The sequence below is a fragment of the Ruegeria sp. CF8 genome (genome assembly GCF_056537285.1).
The window spans coordinates 1-14205 of record NZ_JBQFRG010000015.1 but is presented as its reverse complement, the minus strand read 5'-3'; the positions used below and the strand labels follow the sequence as shown (position 1 = coordinate 14205).

The window sequence follows — 14205 nt, the reverse complement described above, 5'->3', positions numbered from 1 at the left end:
CAGACAGCGCCTGCCCGGGTCCATCCTGGCGCCATGCTACGGCGATGTCAGCAGCCGGTGCAGCGCAATACGACCGTAACGGTCCGGGCCAGAATGGACAGATCGGTGCCAAAGGACATGGTCTTCCAGTATTCGGAATCGTGATAGGCCCGTTCGGCAAATGTTGACTGATTGCGCTTGGAGACCTGCCACAGACCCGAAATGCCGGGGCGCATGGAGTAGTAGAGCTTGCTGGGGTACAGCTCTTTTTGGGATTCCATCATGGGGCGGGGGCCGACAACGGACATTTCGCCGACAAGGACATTCCAGAATTGCGGCAACTCATCCATGGAGGACTTCCGCAAGAACGGGCCCAGCTTGGTGATCCGCGGGTCATCGCGCAGCTTCTGGTTGAGGTCCCATTCGGCCCGCGCTTCGGGGTTCTCGGCAAGGTGCTTTTCCAGAACGGCCTCGGCGTCGTGAACCATGGTGCGCAGTTTTAGCAGATTGAAACTCTTGCCGTTCCGACCGACGCGTTTCTGGCGATAAAACGGGGTGACACCCTGACACAGCAGCAGGATGGCAAGCATCAGAACCAGCGGAACAACGAAGGGTGCCGACAGCAGCACGAAAGCAACATCGAAGATGCGTTTTCCGCTATTTCTGTAAAACCCCGACCTGCGCGCAGCGACAGGCATAACCGGAGCACTAGGGTAGCCAGGGTTGGCCACCTCTTTCGAATGAATTGTCACTATATAACCCCCCGGCACACACAAACACCCAAAACACCACCTACTCAACTCAGGAACTAGCTATGCTCAACCTCAACTTATGTATAAAAAATGTTATACATTTATATCAATTTAGCTCTGCCGATACCAACACCGCTTGGCAGACTTCCACGGCACAATTCTTAACAAATTCCAAACCACATGCCAAACAATAATCATGTGACAGGACCCTGGCTGACCACCAGAACCGCTGTTTTAAAGGGGCGGTTTAAGAGCTTTGTTCTTCTCACTTTGGTCTGAGGACCTCAAAGTTGTGTCAAATACGGCCACAATGATGAGATTTAAGTTAATTTGATTTCAAAAAGGGTATTAATGAGAGGGCGTCCGCACGCGTGGGCCTTAGGCATGTAGCACCCGGATTGACGCTATTTTGAGCAGTTTTTGAAGGAGGCTTCCGGAAACAATCACCCTGATGAGCATTGATTGAATTTGCCTGAGAGGCCTTTTAACGCATGTAACTGTTAGGGGTGTGACATGTCTTGATTTTATGGCACGCTCGTCACTAAGTACTTTTGGTTCATGTGATATGTTAGTGTCTGTAAGGGTTTTCTGGTGGTTCAGAGTGTTAAGTTGGATGATTTCCGAGAAACCAGAACCGGGTACGACAAAGCGGAAGGCGACCGTGCAAACATGGTTCCCAAAGACGGATTCTACCTAGATTTCTTTGGACTGGACCGGCGCCCTTTCACGCTGCTGCCGGACCCCGGGTTCATGTATTGGTCGCCGCTGCACAAGCGCGGCTATTCGGTGTTGCAGTTCGGAATCATGAGCTGTGCCCCCATCACTGTCCTGACTGGTGAGATCGGGGCCGGAAAGACCACCCTTGTGCAGCACTTGCTGAGCGAGATGGAAGACTCGATCACAGTAGGGTTGATCTCGAACGCGCAAGGCGGGCGGGGCGAGTTGCTGCAATGGGTGTTGCACGCCCTTGGGTTGCCGATCGAGAATGACGCCAGCTATGTTCAGCTGTTCCGGGCGCTTCAGGATTTTCTGGTCGCGGAATATGCCGAAGGCCGCCGCGTGGTGCTGATCTTTGACGAGGCGCAGAATCTGACGGTCGAGGGATTGGAAGAAATCCGTATGCTGACCAATATCAACGCAAACACGGATGAGCTGATCCAGCTGGTTCTGGTCGGGCAGCCCGAACTGCGCGATCTGGTTCTGGACCCCAAGATGCGCCAGTTGACGCAACGGGTCGCGGCAAGCTTTCATTTGGAACGCATGGATGAAGAGTCGGTGGACCACTACATCAGGCACAGGATGAAGATTGCCGGTGGGTCGGGTGAAGAGTTCACGGAAGCCGCCTGTCAGCAGATTTTCCAGCAAACCAGGGGGGTGCCGCGGCTTGTAAACCAGTTCTGCGACTTTGCGCTACTTTATGCCTGGACCAATGAAACCAAGGATATCGACGAAAATATCGTCAGCCAGGTCGTTCAGGATGGTGTATTTTTTGGTGGAAACTCGCTTGAGAAGGAGCTGACAGTCTGAAATGGGCCCCGTTCGCTATTACTTTTCCATTTTCCTGAGACGGTTTCCGTATTTTCTGATCGTTGCTCTGATTGTGTCTGTGGCGTCGATCATCATCGCCAGAGCTTTGCCTCCAACATATGAATCCCAGATGCGGTTGATTGTTGAATCCCCGCAGATTCCAGGCAACCTGGCGGCCAGCACGGTGAACACATCTGCGGCCGAGCAATTGCAGATCGTGGAGCAGCGTCTGCTGACACGCCCGGTTCTTTTGGACATTGCACGCAATTTTGAAGTTCTGTCTGATCAGCAAGAGGCAACGCCAGACCAGATCGTCGATGCCCTGCGCCGGAATACACATATCCACATCAGCACTGGCCGCAATCAGGCCAGCTTGATGACCATCGTCTTTGAGGCGCGTTCAGGCGCGATCGCGGCCGGGGTGCTGAACGAGTACCTGACCGAAATCCAGAAGCTGGATGTCTCGTACCGTAAGGGGCGGGCGTCCGATACACTGGAATTTTTTGAACAGGAGGTTGAGCGGCTGAGTGATGAGCTGGACAAGCGCAGCGCCCGGATCCTGAAATTCCAGAATGAAAACTCGGATGCGCTTCCCAGCAGCCTGCAGTTCCGCATGGCCCAGCAAGGCACGTTGCAGACCAATCTGGAACAGACCGACCAGCAGATATTTGCGCTCAAAGGTCAGCGCGAGAAACTGCTGAGCATCTACAGTTCGACCGGACAGATTGTCGGTGTGGGGCAGCAAGCTCAGACCCAGGCGCAACAACAATTGGCGCAGCTGCGCAATCAGCTGGACAATCAGCTTGTGCTCTATTCCGAAAACAATCCGCAAATCAAACTGTTGCGGGCCCGCATCGAACGACTGGAAGAGGTTGTTGCCGCCGAGCAGGCCGCTGGCAGTGTGCCCGCCGATACGCAGACGGGGAACTCGGCGCTCGACATTCAGCTGGCGCAGTTGGATTCACAGATTGCCGCCGAGGAAGACAAACGCGCTGTGATCGAAGATCGCCTGACAGATTTGACCCTGACGATCGACCAAACCCCGGCCAATGCAATTACACTGGCCGAGTTGCAGCGCGATCACGATAATATCCAGACCCAGTACAATAACGCTGTGACACGCCTTGCCTCGGCATCAACGGGCGAACGGATCGAAGTAACCTCTCAGGGACAGCGGATTTCGGTGATCGAATATCCGGTGGTCCCAAGCGGCCCGACCAAACCCAACCGCCTGATGATTGCCGGGGGCGGAACGGTCTTTGGCATCGGGCTGGGGCTGGGGCTGATCGTGTTGCTTGAGCTGTTGAACCGTTCGGTCAGACGGCCCGAAGATCTGATCAACAAACTTGAGGTGTGGCCGATTGCGACCATCCCTTACATGCGTTCGCGCAAAGAGGTGATCGTTTACCGCCTGGCCTGGATCGCGGTGATCCTGGCCATCATGGTTGGTGTTCCGGCAGCGGTGTGGGCTGTCCACACGTATTATCTGCCCCTTGATCTGATCGCCGAACGTGTGATGGATAAATTGGAGGTTCGCTGGTGATGTCTGTTCTGTATATCCTGAGGAGGGTGTGATGGACCGTCTTCAGCAGGCGATTCAAAAGGCCCGTGAAGAACGGGAAAACCGGCAGCTTCCGCCGCAGCAGCCACCGGAAGAGTTTCAGGTTGAGCCCGAGGAAAGTGGTGCCGATCCTTGGGCAGCTGTGCCCGAGATCAAGATCAAGCCGCGCCTCATTTCCAGAAACCGTCTGGTCTCTTATGGGGGCGGTCAGGCAGCGGGATCTTACGACATGCTGCGCACCAAAATGCTGCAGCAGATCCTGTCAAATGGCTGGCGTCGGGTGGCGCTGACTTCTCCGTATAGCGGTTGTGGGAAAAGCACGGCGGCGGCCAACCTTGCCTTCAGTCTTGGGCGGCAGGCAGACCTGAAAACGATTGTGATTGATCTGGACCTGCGGCGCAGAGGGCTGGCCGATATCCTGCAGCAGACCGGCGAACACAGTATGGCGGATGTTTTGCAGGGATCTGTAGCGTTCCGGGATCATGGCCGCCGCCATGGCAGCAACGTGATTTTCGGGTTGAACTACGCCCAGACCCGCAACCCGGCCGAAATTCTGCAGAGCCGGCGCGCCATCGAAATTCTGGAAGAGATCGAAGCGGAATTCAAACCGGACATTATTCTGTTCGATACGCCCCCCTTGATGGTGAGCGATGACAGCCACGGGTTCCTCAAGAATGTCGATTGCGCGTTGCTGCTGGCAGCAGCTGAAGAAACAAGCATCGATCATATCGACGTCGCAGAACGGCAACTGGCCGAACTGACGCAGGTTATGGGGATCGTCCTGAACAAATGCCGCTATATCAGCGGAGCTTTCGGCAATGACCAAGGTTACTACTGAAAAACACCCGGCTGACGCGGTCATCATCCCGCATTACAATGACATTCCCAGGCTGGAACGCTGTCTGAGTGCCTTGATGGACAATGATATTTCCAACACGGAAATCATCGTTGTCGACAATGCCTCTCCGGTGTCCCTGGATCAGATAAGCCGCGCATTTCCCAAGGTGCGGTTTGTGGTGGAAACCCAAAAGGGCGCGGCCCATGCCCGCAATCGCGGCGTTGCCGAGACCACGGCCCCGCGGTTGTTTTTCATCGACGCCGATTGCGTTCCCGCCTCTGATTGGCTGACGGTTGGGCGCAGGATTGCCGACAGGGCCGACCTGATTGGGGGGCGCGTTGATGTCTTTGACGAAACCCCGGCACCCCGCAGTGGTGCCGAAGCATTCGAGGCGGTCTTTGCCTTCAATTTCCGCAGATATATCGAAGTTCAGGGCTTTTCAGGCGCAGGCAATCTGCTGACCCGGCGTGACGTGTTCGACGCAATCGGCGGGTTCCTTAACGGTGTGTCCGAGGATCGGGAATGGACCATGCGTGCTGTGTCCCGTGGCTATAGCCTGATCTATGAAGACGATTTTCGGGTCAGTCACCCATCACGCCAGGATTGGCCTGCGCTCAAGGCCAAGTGGCGTCGAACCACGCAGGAAGCGTATCAGCTGAACGGAACCGATCTGTCCGCGCGTTTGCGGTGGGCGTTGCGTGGGTTGGCCATGCCTGCAAGTGCGGTTGTGCATACACCCAAAGTGCTGGCCAGCAAAAAACTGGGCTCGGTGGGTGAAACCATGCGGGCGGTTGCGACCCTGATCCGGCTCAGATGCACACGCATGGTCTGGATGCTGCTTCAGGCCGCCGGTGGCAGGATCTGATCTGTCACCAATAAAAAGGGCCGCATCAGCAGCCCTTTTAACATAACATCTGTTATGAAACTTCTTTTACACCCTCTGGCGGCGACGCATCAGCGCCAGCCCACCCAGGGCAGTCAACAGCAGCATGCCACCTGCTGGCAGCGGAACCGCCGAGACATCGAAGTCAAAGCCGATCACACCACCGTTGCTCGGTGCGGTCGATCCCGCCCACGAGAACACAAGTGTTTGGCTCAGACTGGTTGATGCGCTGCTGAACAGCGTGTTCAGAGTTGTCTGAAGACCGTTGCCCAGGATCGCGGTTGTTGCAAACACGTTCGATGGGTTGGCTGTATCAACCCAGCTCATCGTCAGGCCGGTGAACAGGCCAAAGACATTGATCGTAACCGATGCGTTTGCTTGCCCAATCAGCGGATCAGTCGGCGATGTGAAATTCACCGCATAAGATCCCGGCCCACCGGGGCTGGTTGCCGTTCCAATGAACAGCGGGTCTGACTTGATATCGTAAGTCCCGCCTGCACTGACCACCGTCACGGCGCTGGCTGCGCTGCTCATCAACACAACCGCTGCAAGCGCGACCAGCATGGTCTTTAAAGATTTAAACATCTATTCCACCCTCGTTAACTGTCGCGGTGAGGTCTGCCACGTCTAAAACCCATCGTGACGCACACTCCCTTAACTTGAACTCTACCCACTCTTTTGCCACATATCGAGTGTTTTTCTGCGAAATATGTCATTTATATGGCCGCTTAGGGGGCCTTGATGCCACAATGAATTGGGTTGTCAGCATCTGTTTCCAAATATTGAACGGTCATTTGGGGTCGATGCGACTTAAAACCTCTCACTCTGAGAGCTGATTCTCGGGTGAAGCAGGCTCAAACAGTTGAAGAAAGGCCATCTTTTAACGACCCGAAATTCGAAGGCGGCGCGGTCATGCGTGTGCATGCAGCATTTCGGGGAAAGTTGCAGGGGTTGCGCGTCTTATTCCCACGATAAAATTACAATGAGTTACAATTTTATTTATTGTTTCCCATTGCGGGGGTGATCAGCAGAGTAGAGCACATCAACTGAGGAAAAAGCGCGAAATTATAGGGCTTTTGTAATTGTTCTTCGTTGCACGGAAAACTTCGTGTAGCTTTGGCAAGGTGATATTCTGAGTATGGGCGTTCAACTCTGCAGTCCGGATATATTCTTTATCCATTGTTACGCCTGATCGATTTTAAAAACGCCAGTACCGAATGGTGCGGTCTGGCGCATAGCTGCTGAGACCGCTGATGGACGCGTCTGATTTTTATCCTGGTTATTTTTTCGATGACAAACATGCGACCCCCAGCGTGCACCTGCAGGGCGGGCAGCAAACTCTCAAGCCCTGTATCTGGCTGATTACCCCGGCAGCGTCCCACGACGTTGTGGCGTGGAAGTGACCTCGAAAAGCATAGCAGGGCCGCCGCGTTGGTTCGGGGGGCTGCTGTTGCTGGCCGCAACAGTCATTGCCTGTCTGACTGTACTGACCATCAATCGCGGCCCTCTCGTCTATTTTGATACCGGCAGTTATTTCCGGCAGGGCAATATTGCCTTGTCCATGATCCTGCCTGCGCCTGCACCACAGGATGGGATCGCCGCGCAATCCCCGGGTGCGGCGGCGGGAAAGGATGATGATGAAACTGCGGGCGGGTCACGTTCAATCGTATATGCCTTGCTGGTGGCCGCATTCTGGCGCGTGGATGCATTGGGTGGGGTTGCGGTCGTTCAGCTGGCGCTGCTGTTGCTGGCGGTCTGGCTGGCAATGCGGTTGCTTGAACGCAGCGCCCCCACAGGGCGCACGCTTATTGTGCTGATCACCCTGCCCCTGCTGGCGGCTGCGACAACGTCACTGCCCTTTTATGTGGCTTATATCATGCCCGATATTTTCACATCGGTCATGCTGATCCTTATTGCCGCAGTGGTCGCATCGGGCCGGCAGATACAGATGGCCGAAGTGCTGGCCATATTTGCGCTTGGCCTTTTTGCGGTCGTCCTGCACCCATCGCATCTGGGTATCGCGGTTTTGATGTTCCCCCTGACCGTACTGGCCGCTGTGTTGCGCATCGGACAGGGCCGCTGGCTTGCAGTCGGGTTCATGATTTTCCTGTCCGGCCTTGCCGTGGCAGAACGCAAGGCGTTCGAGGTGGCCGTTGAAACCGCCACCCAGAAAGAGGTGGTTTATACGCCTCACATAACAGCCAGGCTGATCGTGGATGGCCCTGGAATGGCATATCTAAATGACGTGTGCCCATCATCCGAGTTGGCGACATGTGCGCTGCACGAAGCCCTGTCCTGGTCCGATGACCCCTATCGTCTGACCGCTTCGCATATCATTTTTGAGCGCTCCGAGAGCCTTGGCTCGTTCCGCCTGATGACGGCAGAAGATCAGCAGGCTGTTGCCTTTGAGCAGCGCGATTTTTTCCTGCGCGTTCTGGCGGCACGCCCCATTGGCACCGTTTTGGCGCTGGCGGGCAACGCCACCGAGCAGTTGCTGACCAACAGCGTCGTGATGACCATCCCGAATGACGTGGTGGTCAGCAATGTAAAATCATTGTCCGGGTTGCCGGAAGGCCAGTTCGACGTTTTGGATGACACCATACTGACCCCGGATCAGGGCTGGATCGGGCCACTGGATACGGTTCATGCGGTGATCTACCTGATCTCTGCCGTCATAGTGGTTGGCCTGATTATCTGGCCCGGGCAGGTGGCCACACCCTTCAGGGTCTTTGCACTGTTTCTGCTGCTTGGAATTGCGGTCAACGCACTGGTCTGCGGAGGGGTGTCACAGCCTGCCCCCCGATACGGTGCCCGCGTGATGTGGCTGTTGCCTTTTGCGGCCACCCTGCTTCTTCTTGTCCGGCGCCCCAGGGCGCTGCGCTCCGTTTCCGCCGAGGATCCATGATGTCCAACCCGCCTCTTTCCATCACTGTGGTCATGCCGGCCTACAATGCCGAACATCTGCTGCCCCGTGTCCTGCCGCCCCTTCTTGAGATGCTGAAGGCTGATCAGGTGCAGCAGGTTCTGGTGGTGGACGACCAATCCCCCGACGGCACCGCGACGCTGGCGCGCGACATGGGCGCAACCGTTCTGACCACGCCTATCAACGGCGGTCCCGGCGCGGCCCGCAATCTGGCCGCACAGCACGCCACGGGCGATATCCTGTGGTTTGTGGATTCTGATGTCATCGCCTGGCCGGACGGGCCCGAACATATTCGCCGGGCGATGTCCGAAGACAATGTCGGCGCCGTGTTCGGATCTTATGACGATGCCCCGGATGGGCAGGCCTGGTTTTCACGCTACAAGAACCTTTTGCACCGCTATCACCATCAGCGTGCCCGCCGCGAGGCGCGCACCTTCTGGGCCGGGTGTGGTGCCATCCGGCGCGACGTGTTTCTTGAAGTCGGTGGCTTTGATGTCAAAACCTACGAGGTCCCATCGATCGAGGATATCGAGCTGGGCTACCGGATCGCGGCCACCGGCCGTCGTATCCTGGTCGAGCCGCAATTGCAGGGCAAACATCTGAAGGTCTGGACCATTCGCAACAGCCTGAGCACGGATATCTTCTGCCGCGCCCTGCCTTGGGCCCGGCTGATGATCTCGCGCGAGGGGCTGACAGATGACCTGAACACGTCGATGGCCGAGCGGGCGCGGGCCGCGATTGCGGGGCTGCTGCTGCTGTCGCTTCTGGTCCTGCCATTCTGGCCGGGGACCTGGCCCTTGCCCCTGCTGTTGCTGGCAGCGGCCTTTGTAGCCAATCTGGATCTGGTGCGCGCCATGGCCGGACATGGCGGGCCGTGGTTTGCATTCAAATGCCTGCTCTACCATCAGGTCTATTATGTCTATTCCGCCACCGTCTATGTCTGGTGCCTGTTCGAATATCACGTGCTGGGGCAGAAGCAGAAGCTGCGCGTCACACGCGGATAGATGCATTTGATCTTGCCCCGCCAAGGTCGCCGGTGGCCGAGTCGGTTCAGGCCGGTTTGCGGGACTTACGCGCATATTTTTGCACAATGGGCGCAATGCCGCAGAATTGTTGAAAGAACGTGCATTGCCTCTCGGCGTTGGCTTGTGATTTCTGCATGGCACACTGCGATCTGGCCCAGGTACGGGGGGCGACGCATCTCAGAACAGCGGCAGGCCGAGCCCGCGAAATAAAAGGGTTTGCTCTACGCCTTGCTGTCTTTCTTTATATTTTCAAGGGCTTGTTATACCGCTAACATAGCCAGGCGCGCTCGTCTCAAACGACCACGGCCTCCATCCCGAACCCGGGCCTGACCACCCCCGCCCGACAGATCGTTTGCAGGCGTTCTCGCGCCAGCTCTGGTTGGGCGGAACCTGTTTTAAAACGTCTGCGCATTAATTTCGGCGGGGCACAGGAATTTGTTGTGAAAGCGGGGGAACCTCCTGTAGTTTGAAGGCAGAAATTTGTGTGTGACATTTAGTGTGGGTATGAGTGATTTGACCAAAGATACAATTCCAGTCGTCGTCATTGGCGGAGGCCCCGCTGGCCTGACCGCAGCATACGAACTCCAGAAGCTGAGCGATAAGCATGTGCCGCAGGTCTATGAATCCTCGGACATGGTCGGAGGCATTTCGCGTACCGAAACCCATAATGGGTATCGTTTCGACATTGGTGGACATCGGTTCTTCACCAAGGTGCAGGAAGTCGAAGACATGTGGCACGAGGTGATGGGCACGGATTTCATTACCGTGCAGCGCCTGAGCCGCATTTTCTATCGTGACAAGTTCTACGATTACCCGCTGCGCATCTTCAACGCGCTGGGAAATATCGGCCCCTACGAGACGTATAAGATCATTGGCAGCTTCGTTAAGTGGAAACTGCGTCCCCGGCCGCAGGAAGACACGTTTGAAGACTGGGTCGTCAACCGCTTTGGTGGACGTCTCTATATGCACTTCTTTCATAGCTATACCAAAAAGGTCTGGGGTATTCCGCCCTCTGAAATCCGTGCCGACTGGGCTGCGCAGCGGATCAAGAATCTGTCGCTGCCCAAAGCGGTCTGGAACGCGATTTCGGGGGCCAATGATACGGCCAGCCTGATCGAGGAATTCCAGTATCCCCGTCTGGGCCCCGGCATGATGTGGGAAAAGACCCGCGATCTGATCCGGGAAAAAGGCGGTAGCGTTGAAACCCATTCCGAAGTGACCCAGGTCAACCGGGATGGTAACCGCGTGACCTCGATTGACGTGCGCCACTGGAATGAAGACGGCGAGAAATGGACCGAGCGCGTCGAGGGCGAAGAATTCATCAACTCGATGGCCGTGCGCGATCTGATCCATGCCTTTGATCCGCCGCCGCCGCCCGAGGTGATCGAAGCCGCGGACCGTCTGCGGTATCGTGACTTCCTGATTGTGACCCTGATCCTGGATCACGCGGATCCGTTCCCGGACAACTGGATCTATATTCACAGCCCGAAGGTGAAAGTGGGCCGGATTCAGAACTTCCGGGCCTGGTCGGCAGAAATGCTGCCGGATCAGAATACCTCGTCCATCGGGATGGAGTATTTCTGCCAGAAAGGCGACGGGCTGTGGTCTTCGTCTGACCAAGAGCTCAAAGAACTGGCCAGCACCGAGCTTGAAAAGCTGAACCTGGCAAATGCAGACACGGTCGTCGATTATTCCGTGATCCGACAGCCCAAAGCCTATCCGGTCTATGATGGTGAATACAAAGAAGCCCTGGATACGGTCAGCGACTGGCTGAAAACGCTCGAAAATTTCCAGACCGTCGGGCGCAACGGGCTGCACCGTTACAACAACCAGGATCACTCGATGCTGTCGGCCATGTATGCGGCGCGCAATATCATGGGTGAAGACAATGACGTCTGGAACGTCAATGTCGAACGGTCCTATCACGAGGAATTCGAAGCCAAGCCCGAAAAGAAACGCGCGGCAAACGCGCAGCTCAAGAAAAAGGGCGCTGTCCTCGAATGATCAAAGGGCGGGGGCGATTGACCATATCGCCCCGCCAGGCTCATCTGATGAACAGACGGGTCATCATCCTTGGTCTTTTTGGGGTCGCTTTGCCCGGCGTTCTTGCGCCGTTGGCCAGCGTCCCGTTTAATGCTCCGTAAATTGATCTGACGGCCCGGTATTTGAATGAATCGCAAGTTGCGCAATCTCTTGTTCACACTGCACACCTGGCTGGGTCTGCATTTTGCGATCTTTTTCTTTTTTCTGTTTCTGACCGGATCGCTGCTTGTGGTCGGGGTCGAGCTGGAATCGGTCGGTCGCCCCGCCGTCTGGACCACGGCCGCCAAAGAGGATCGAACCGCCAGTTTTGGGGAAATCTATAGTAATATCAAAGAAGCTTACCCCGAAAGTATGGTCCAAACCATCACCAAGCGCCCAACCCCCTGGTTCGTAGACCGCAGCGAAGGCCGCACTGGTTGGGGTGAGCAGGTGAATTACTGGAGCGATCCCGAAACCGCAGAGGTTGTGCAGGTGACGCGCTATCCCGGTTTTGACAGGATTCTGCGGGAACTTCACGTCAAGCTGCTCTCGGGTCAAAGCATCATCTACAAAGCCGTGGCGGCAACCTCCATTGTGGTTCTGTTTCAGATCATAAGCGGGCTTATTACGTATAGACGTTTCTGGAAGGGCTTCTTCCGGTGGCCCAGACAAGGGGCCGACTCCCGATCATGGGCCGGCGCGATGCACCGGTTGACCGCTGTCTGGACAGCGCCCTTTCTCGTTATCAGTGCTGTCACAGCCTTCTTTTTCATGTTGGGCGATTTCGGGATTGACGGTTTCAGGCCAAAACCTGAGCCGTCCGTTGAACGCGAAACCCGGTTACCACCCGACTTCGGAGCCGCCATCCTTGATCAGGCCGAAGCCCGCGCCCGCGAGGCCCTGCCCGGATTTGAAGCCCAAAGCGTAGCACTTCCTGTCAGGAAATCGGACGGTCTCAGCTTTTCGGGTCACCTGCCCAGCATTCCCGAGATCAGGGGACCCAGCATCGTGACAGTTGATCCCGTGACATTCGAGATCCTGGGGGCCTTCACCCCCTATGACAACACGCACATTGCCCGCTGGCGCCATGTGATAGATGAACTGCACTATGGCTATTGGGGTGGGATCTTTTCCAGGGGGCTCTGGATTGTTCTGGGGCTTGTTGCGACCGGTGTCGCGTTCACCGGCGCTTTGATTTTTGCCACCCGGCTGACCTCGGATGCCGCGCAATATGGTCCGCTCAGACGCATCTGGCGCGGTCTGGGTATTTTCCGCTGGGCCTATGTGCTGTTGGTGCTGGGGGTTCTGGCGGGCGGTTATGTGAATTACGGCCCCATCTCTTACAAAAGGGCTGGTATTCTGCCGGAAAAGGCCCCGGCATCCTTGGCCTATCTGGTGCTGGACGACCCGCTCAGACGTGGAACCCCGATCGACGTCGAACTGCGGATCGGCGCGCCCGAGGTCGACACTGCATCGGTTGAAATCAACGGGCGCACAGCGCAGTCGCTGACGGTGACACAAGCAGGTCAATCTGCACACGCATATTTCCAACTCGACCCAGCAGACTCATCCAACGATGTGATCGTGCAACTGGGCGAAACAAACGGAAGGACACAAACCATCACTTTCCGCCTGGGGCAGCCAATCTGGTAGACTGCGTTTCAAGCGGAAGATCTCTGTCACATGCAACCTGAACAGGTACAATTCTTGACGCCGAAACGATTTAATTTGGTCAATTTTATTGTCTACGTTCAGTCAACATGTGGTTGAGTGAAACACGCAAGACACGGAATTAAATCCGTTCCCCTTTGTCCTTGGGTATTCTGCAGGCGGGGCGGGTTAAATGAATTATGAATATAAAGGGTTTCTGTTTCCATGAATAAAGTCGCAGAACGGATCGATGCAGACAGCACCGCAACCAGTAAAGCGGCTGCGACAGATGTCGAAGGCATGAGCCTGAGCGTGGTCATCCCCGCGTTCAACGAAGAAAACGCCGTGCGTCACACAGTCGAGGATGTGCGCACCCATCTGGAACCGCTGGGCATTCCCTATGAGATCATCGTGGTGGACGATGCCAGCCAGGACAGAACCCGCGCCGAGGCCGAGGCCAGCGGCGCCACCGTTACCTTCAACGATGTCAATTCCGGTTATGGCGCCAGCCTGAAGCGTGGCGTGCGGATGGCGCAGTATGAATATGTCGCCATTCTGGACGCCGACAGCACCTATCCCGCGCGCTATCTGCCGGGGATGCTGGCCATGTGCCGCGATCAGGACATGGTGGTGGGCGACCGGGGCGCGGCGATGAAAAACGTGCCGCTGCTGCGCAGGCCGGCCAAGAAATTCCTGTTCGCCTTTGCGTCGTTCCTGGCCGAGCGCAAGATCAACGATCTGAACTCGGGCCTGCGCGTGTTCCGCAAGTCCGAGTTGATCCCGTTCCTGCCGCTTCTGCCGCAGAATTTTTCGTTCACCACCACGATCACGCTGTGCATGACGTCAAATGGCAAGCGGATGATCTACACGCCGATCGAATATGGTAAACGGGTGGGCAAATCGAAAATCCGGCCGATCGATTTTCTGAACTTTATCATCCTGATCCTGCGTATCAGCACTTTGTTCAACCCGCTGCGGGTGTTCATCCCACTGGGTCTGGCGTTTTTCACGCTGGGAACGGTGAAATTCATTGTCGACATGTTCT

General features: G+C 56.2%; 11 protein-coding genes. 9 read left to right on the top strand and 2 right to left on the bottom strand.

All coding sequences use genetic code 11. The annotated features are described in order from the left end of the window. Positions 1 to 47: 47 nt before the first annotated feature. Positions 48 to 731, bottom strand: coding sequence for a sugar transferase (locus ACR0EV_RS23040; protein WP_480802238.1), 684 nt, complete (start codon positions 729 to 731; stop codon positions 48 to 50). A 609-nt stretch (positions 732 to 1340) separates the two neighbouring features. Here ACR0EV_RS23040 and ACR0EV_RS23035 point away from each other — a divergent pair. From ACR0EV_RS23035 to ACR0EV_RS23020, 4 genes are read left to right on the top strand one after another with little or no spacing between them, the layout of a single operon-like run. Continuing rightward, positions 1341 to 2258, top strand: coding sequence for an ExeA family protein (locus tag ACR0EV_RS23035; RefSeq protein WP_480802237.1), 918 nt, complete (start codon positions 1341 to 1343; stop codon positions 2256 to 2258). A 1-nt stretch (position 2259) separates the two neighbouring features. Beyond that, positions 2260 to 3801 carry a GumC family protein gene (locus ACR0EV_RS23030; protein ID WP_480802236.1) on the top strand — a complete coding sequence of 514 codons (1542 nt, stop codon included), beginning with the start codon at positions 2260 to 2262 and terminating at the stop codon, positions 3799 to 3801. A 31-nt stretch (positions 3802 to 3832) separates the two neighbouring features. Further along, on the top strand, positions 3833 to 4657 hold the full coding sequence (locus ACR0EV_RS23025) for a CpsD/CapB family tyrosine-protein kinase (protein ID WP_171188986.1): 825 nt from the start codon (positions 3833 to 3835) through the stop codon (positions 4655 to 4657). Further along, the gene (locus ACR0EV_RS23020; protein ID WP_480802235.1) at positions 4638 to 5522 is read left to right on the top strand and encodes a glycosyltransferase family 2 protein; all 885 of its coding nucleotides are present in this window, start codon (positions 4638 to 4640) and stop codon (positions 5520 to 5522) included. Before ACR0EV_RS23025 ends, ACR0EV_RS23020 begins: the two co-directional genes overlap by 20 nt. Before the next feature lie 66 nt (positions 5523 to 5588). Here ACR0EV_RS23020 and ACR0EV_RS23015 read toward each other — a convergent pair whose 3' ends face one another. Further along, the gene (locus tag ACR0EV_RS23015; protein WP_480802234.1) at positions 5589 to 6125 is read right to left on the bottom strand and encodes a VPLPA-CTERM sorting domain-containing protein; all 537 of its coding nucleotides are present in this window, start codon (positions 6123 to 6125) and stop codon (positions 5589 to 5591) included. Positions 6126 to 6939: 814 nt separating this feature from the next. On the opposite strand from ACR0EV_RS23015, the gene ACR0EV_RS23010 reads away from it, so the two are divergent. The 5 genes from ACR0EV_RS23010 to ACR0EV_RS22990 form a co-directional block, all read left to right on the top strand. Then, positions 6940 to 8445: a hypothetical protein gene (locus ACR0EV_RS23010; protein WP_480802233.1), complete on the top strand. Its 1506-nt coding sequence runs from the start codon at positions 6940 to 6942 to the stop codon at positions 8443 to 8445. After that, positions 8445 to 9467, top strand: a complete 1023-nt coding sequence (locus ACR0EV_RS23005) for a glycosyltransferase family 2 protein (RefSeq protein ID WP_480802232.1) — start codon at positions 8445 to 8447, stop codon at positions 9465 to 9467. The genes ACR0EV_RS23010 and ACR0EV_RS23005 overlap by 1 nt, the downstream gene beginning before the upstream one ends. Before the next feature lie 525 nt (positions 9468 to 9992). After that, entirely contained in the window at positions 9993 to 11492 is a 1500-nt protein-coding gene (locus ACR0EV_RS23000) for an NAD(P)/FAD-dependent oxidoreductase (RefSeq protein ID WP_480802231.1), read from the top strand. Positions 11493 to 11657: 165 nt separating this feature from the next. After that, complete coding sequence (locus ACR0EV_RS22995) at positions 11658 to 13163, top strand: PepSY-associated TM helix domain-containing protein (RefSeq protein ID WP_480802230.1); 1506 nt, start codon at positions 11658 to 11660, stop codon at positions 13161 to 13163. Between the two features lie 222 nt (positions 13164 to 13385). Beyond that, positions 13386 to 14205, top strand: an 820-nt coding sequence (locus tag ACR0EV_RS22990) for a glycosyltransferase family 2 protein (RefSeq protein WP_480802229.1), incomplete at its 3' end; no start/stop codon positions are given.

What these genes read in the sequence shown, in the direction of transcription:
- ACR0EV_RS23020 (WP_480802235.1), top strand. Translation starts at nt 4,638, where the DNA reads ATGACCAAGGTTACTACTGAAAAACACCCGGCTGACGCGGTCATCATC.
- ACR0EV_RS23005 (WP_480802232.1), top strand. Translation starts at nt 8,445, where the DNA reads ATGTCCAACCCGCCTCTTTCCATCACTGTGGTCATGCCGGCCTACAAT.
- ACR0EV_RS23000 (WP_480802231.1), top strand. Translation starts at nt 9,993, where the DNA reads ATGAGTGATTTGACCAAAGATACAATTCCAGTCGTCGTCATTGGCGGA.
- ACR0EV_RS23030 (WP_480802236.1), top strand. Translation starts at nt 2,260, where the DNA reads ATGGGCCCCGTTCGCTATTACTTTTCCATTTTCCTGAGACGGTTTCCG.
- ACR0EV_RS23025 (WP_171188986.1), top strand. Translation starts at nt 3,833, where the DNA reads ATGGACCGTCTTCAGCAGGCGATTCAAAAGGCCCGTGAAGAACGGGAA.
- ACR0EV_RS22995 (WP_480802230.1), top strand. Translation starts at nt 11,658, where the DNA reads ATGAATCGCAAGTTGCGCAATCTCTTGTTCACACTGCACACCTGGCTG.
- ACR0EV_RS23015 (WP_480802234.1), bottom strand. Translation starts at nt 6,125, where the DNA reads ATGTTTAAATCTTTAAAGACCATGCTGGTCGCGCTTGCAGCGGTTGTG.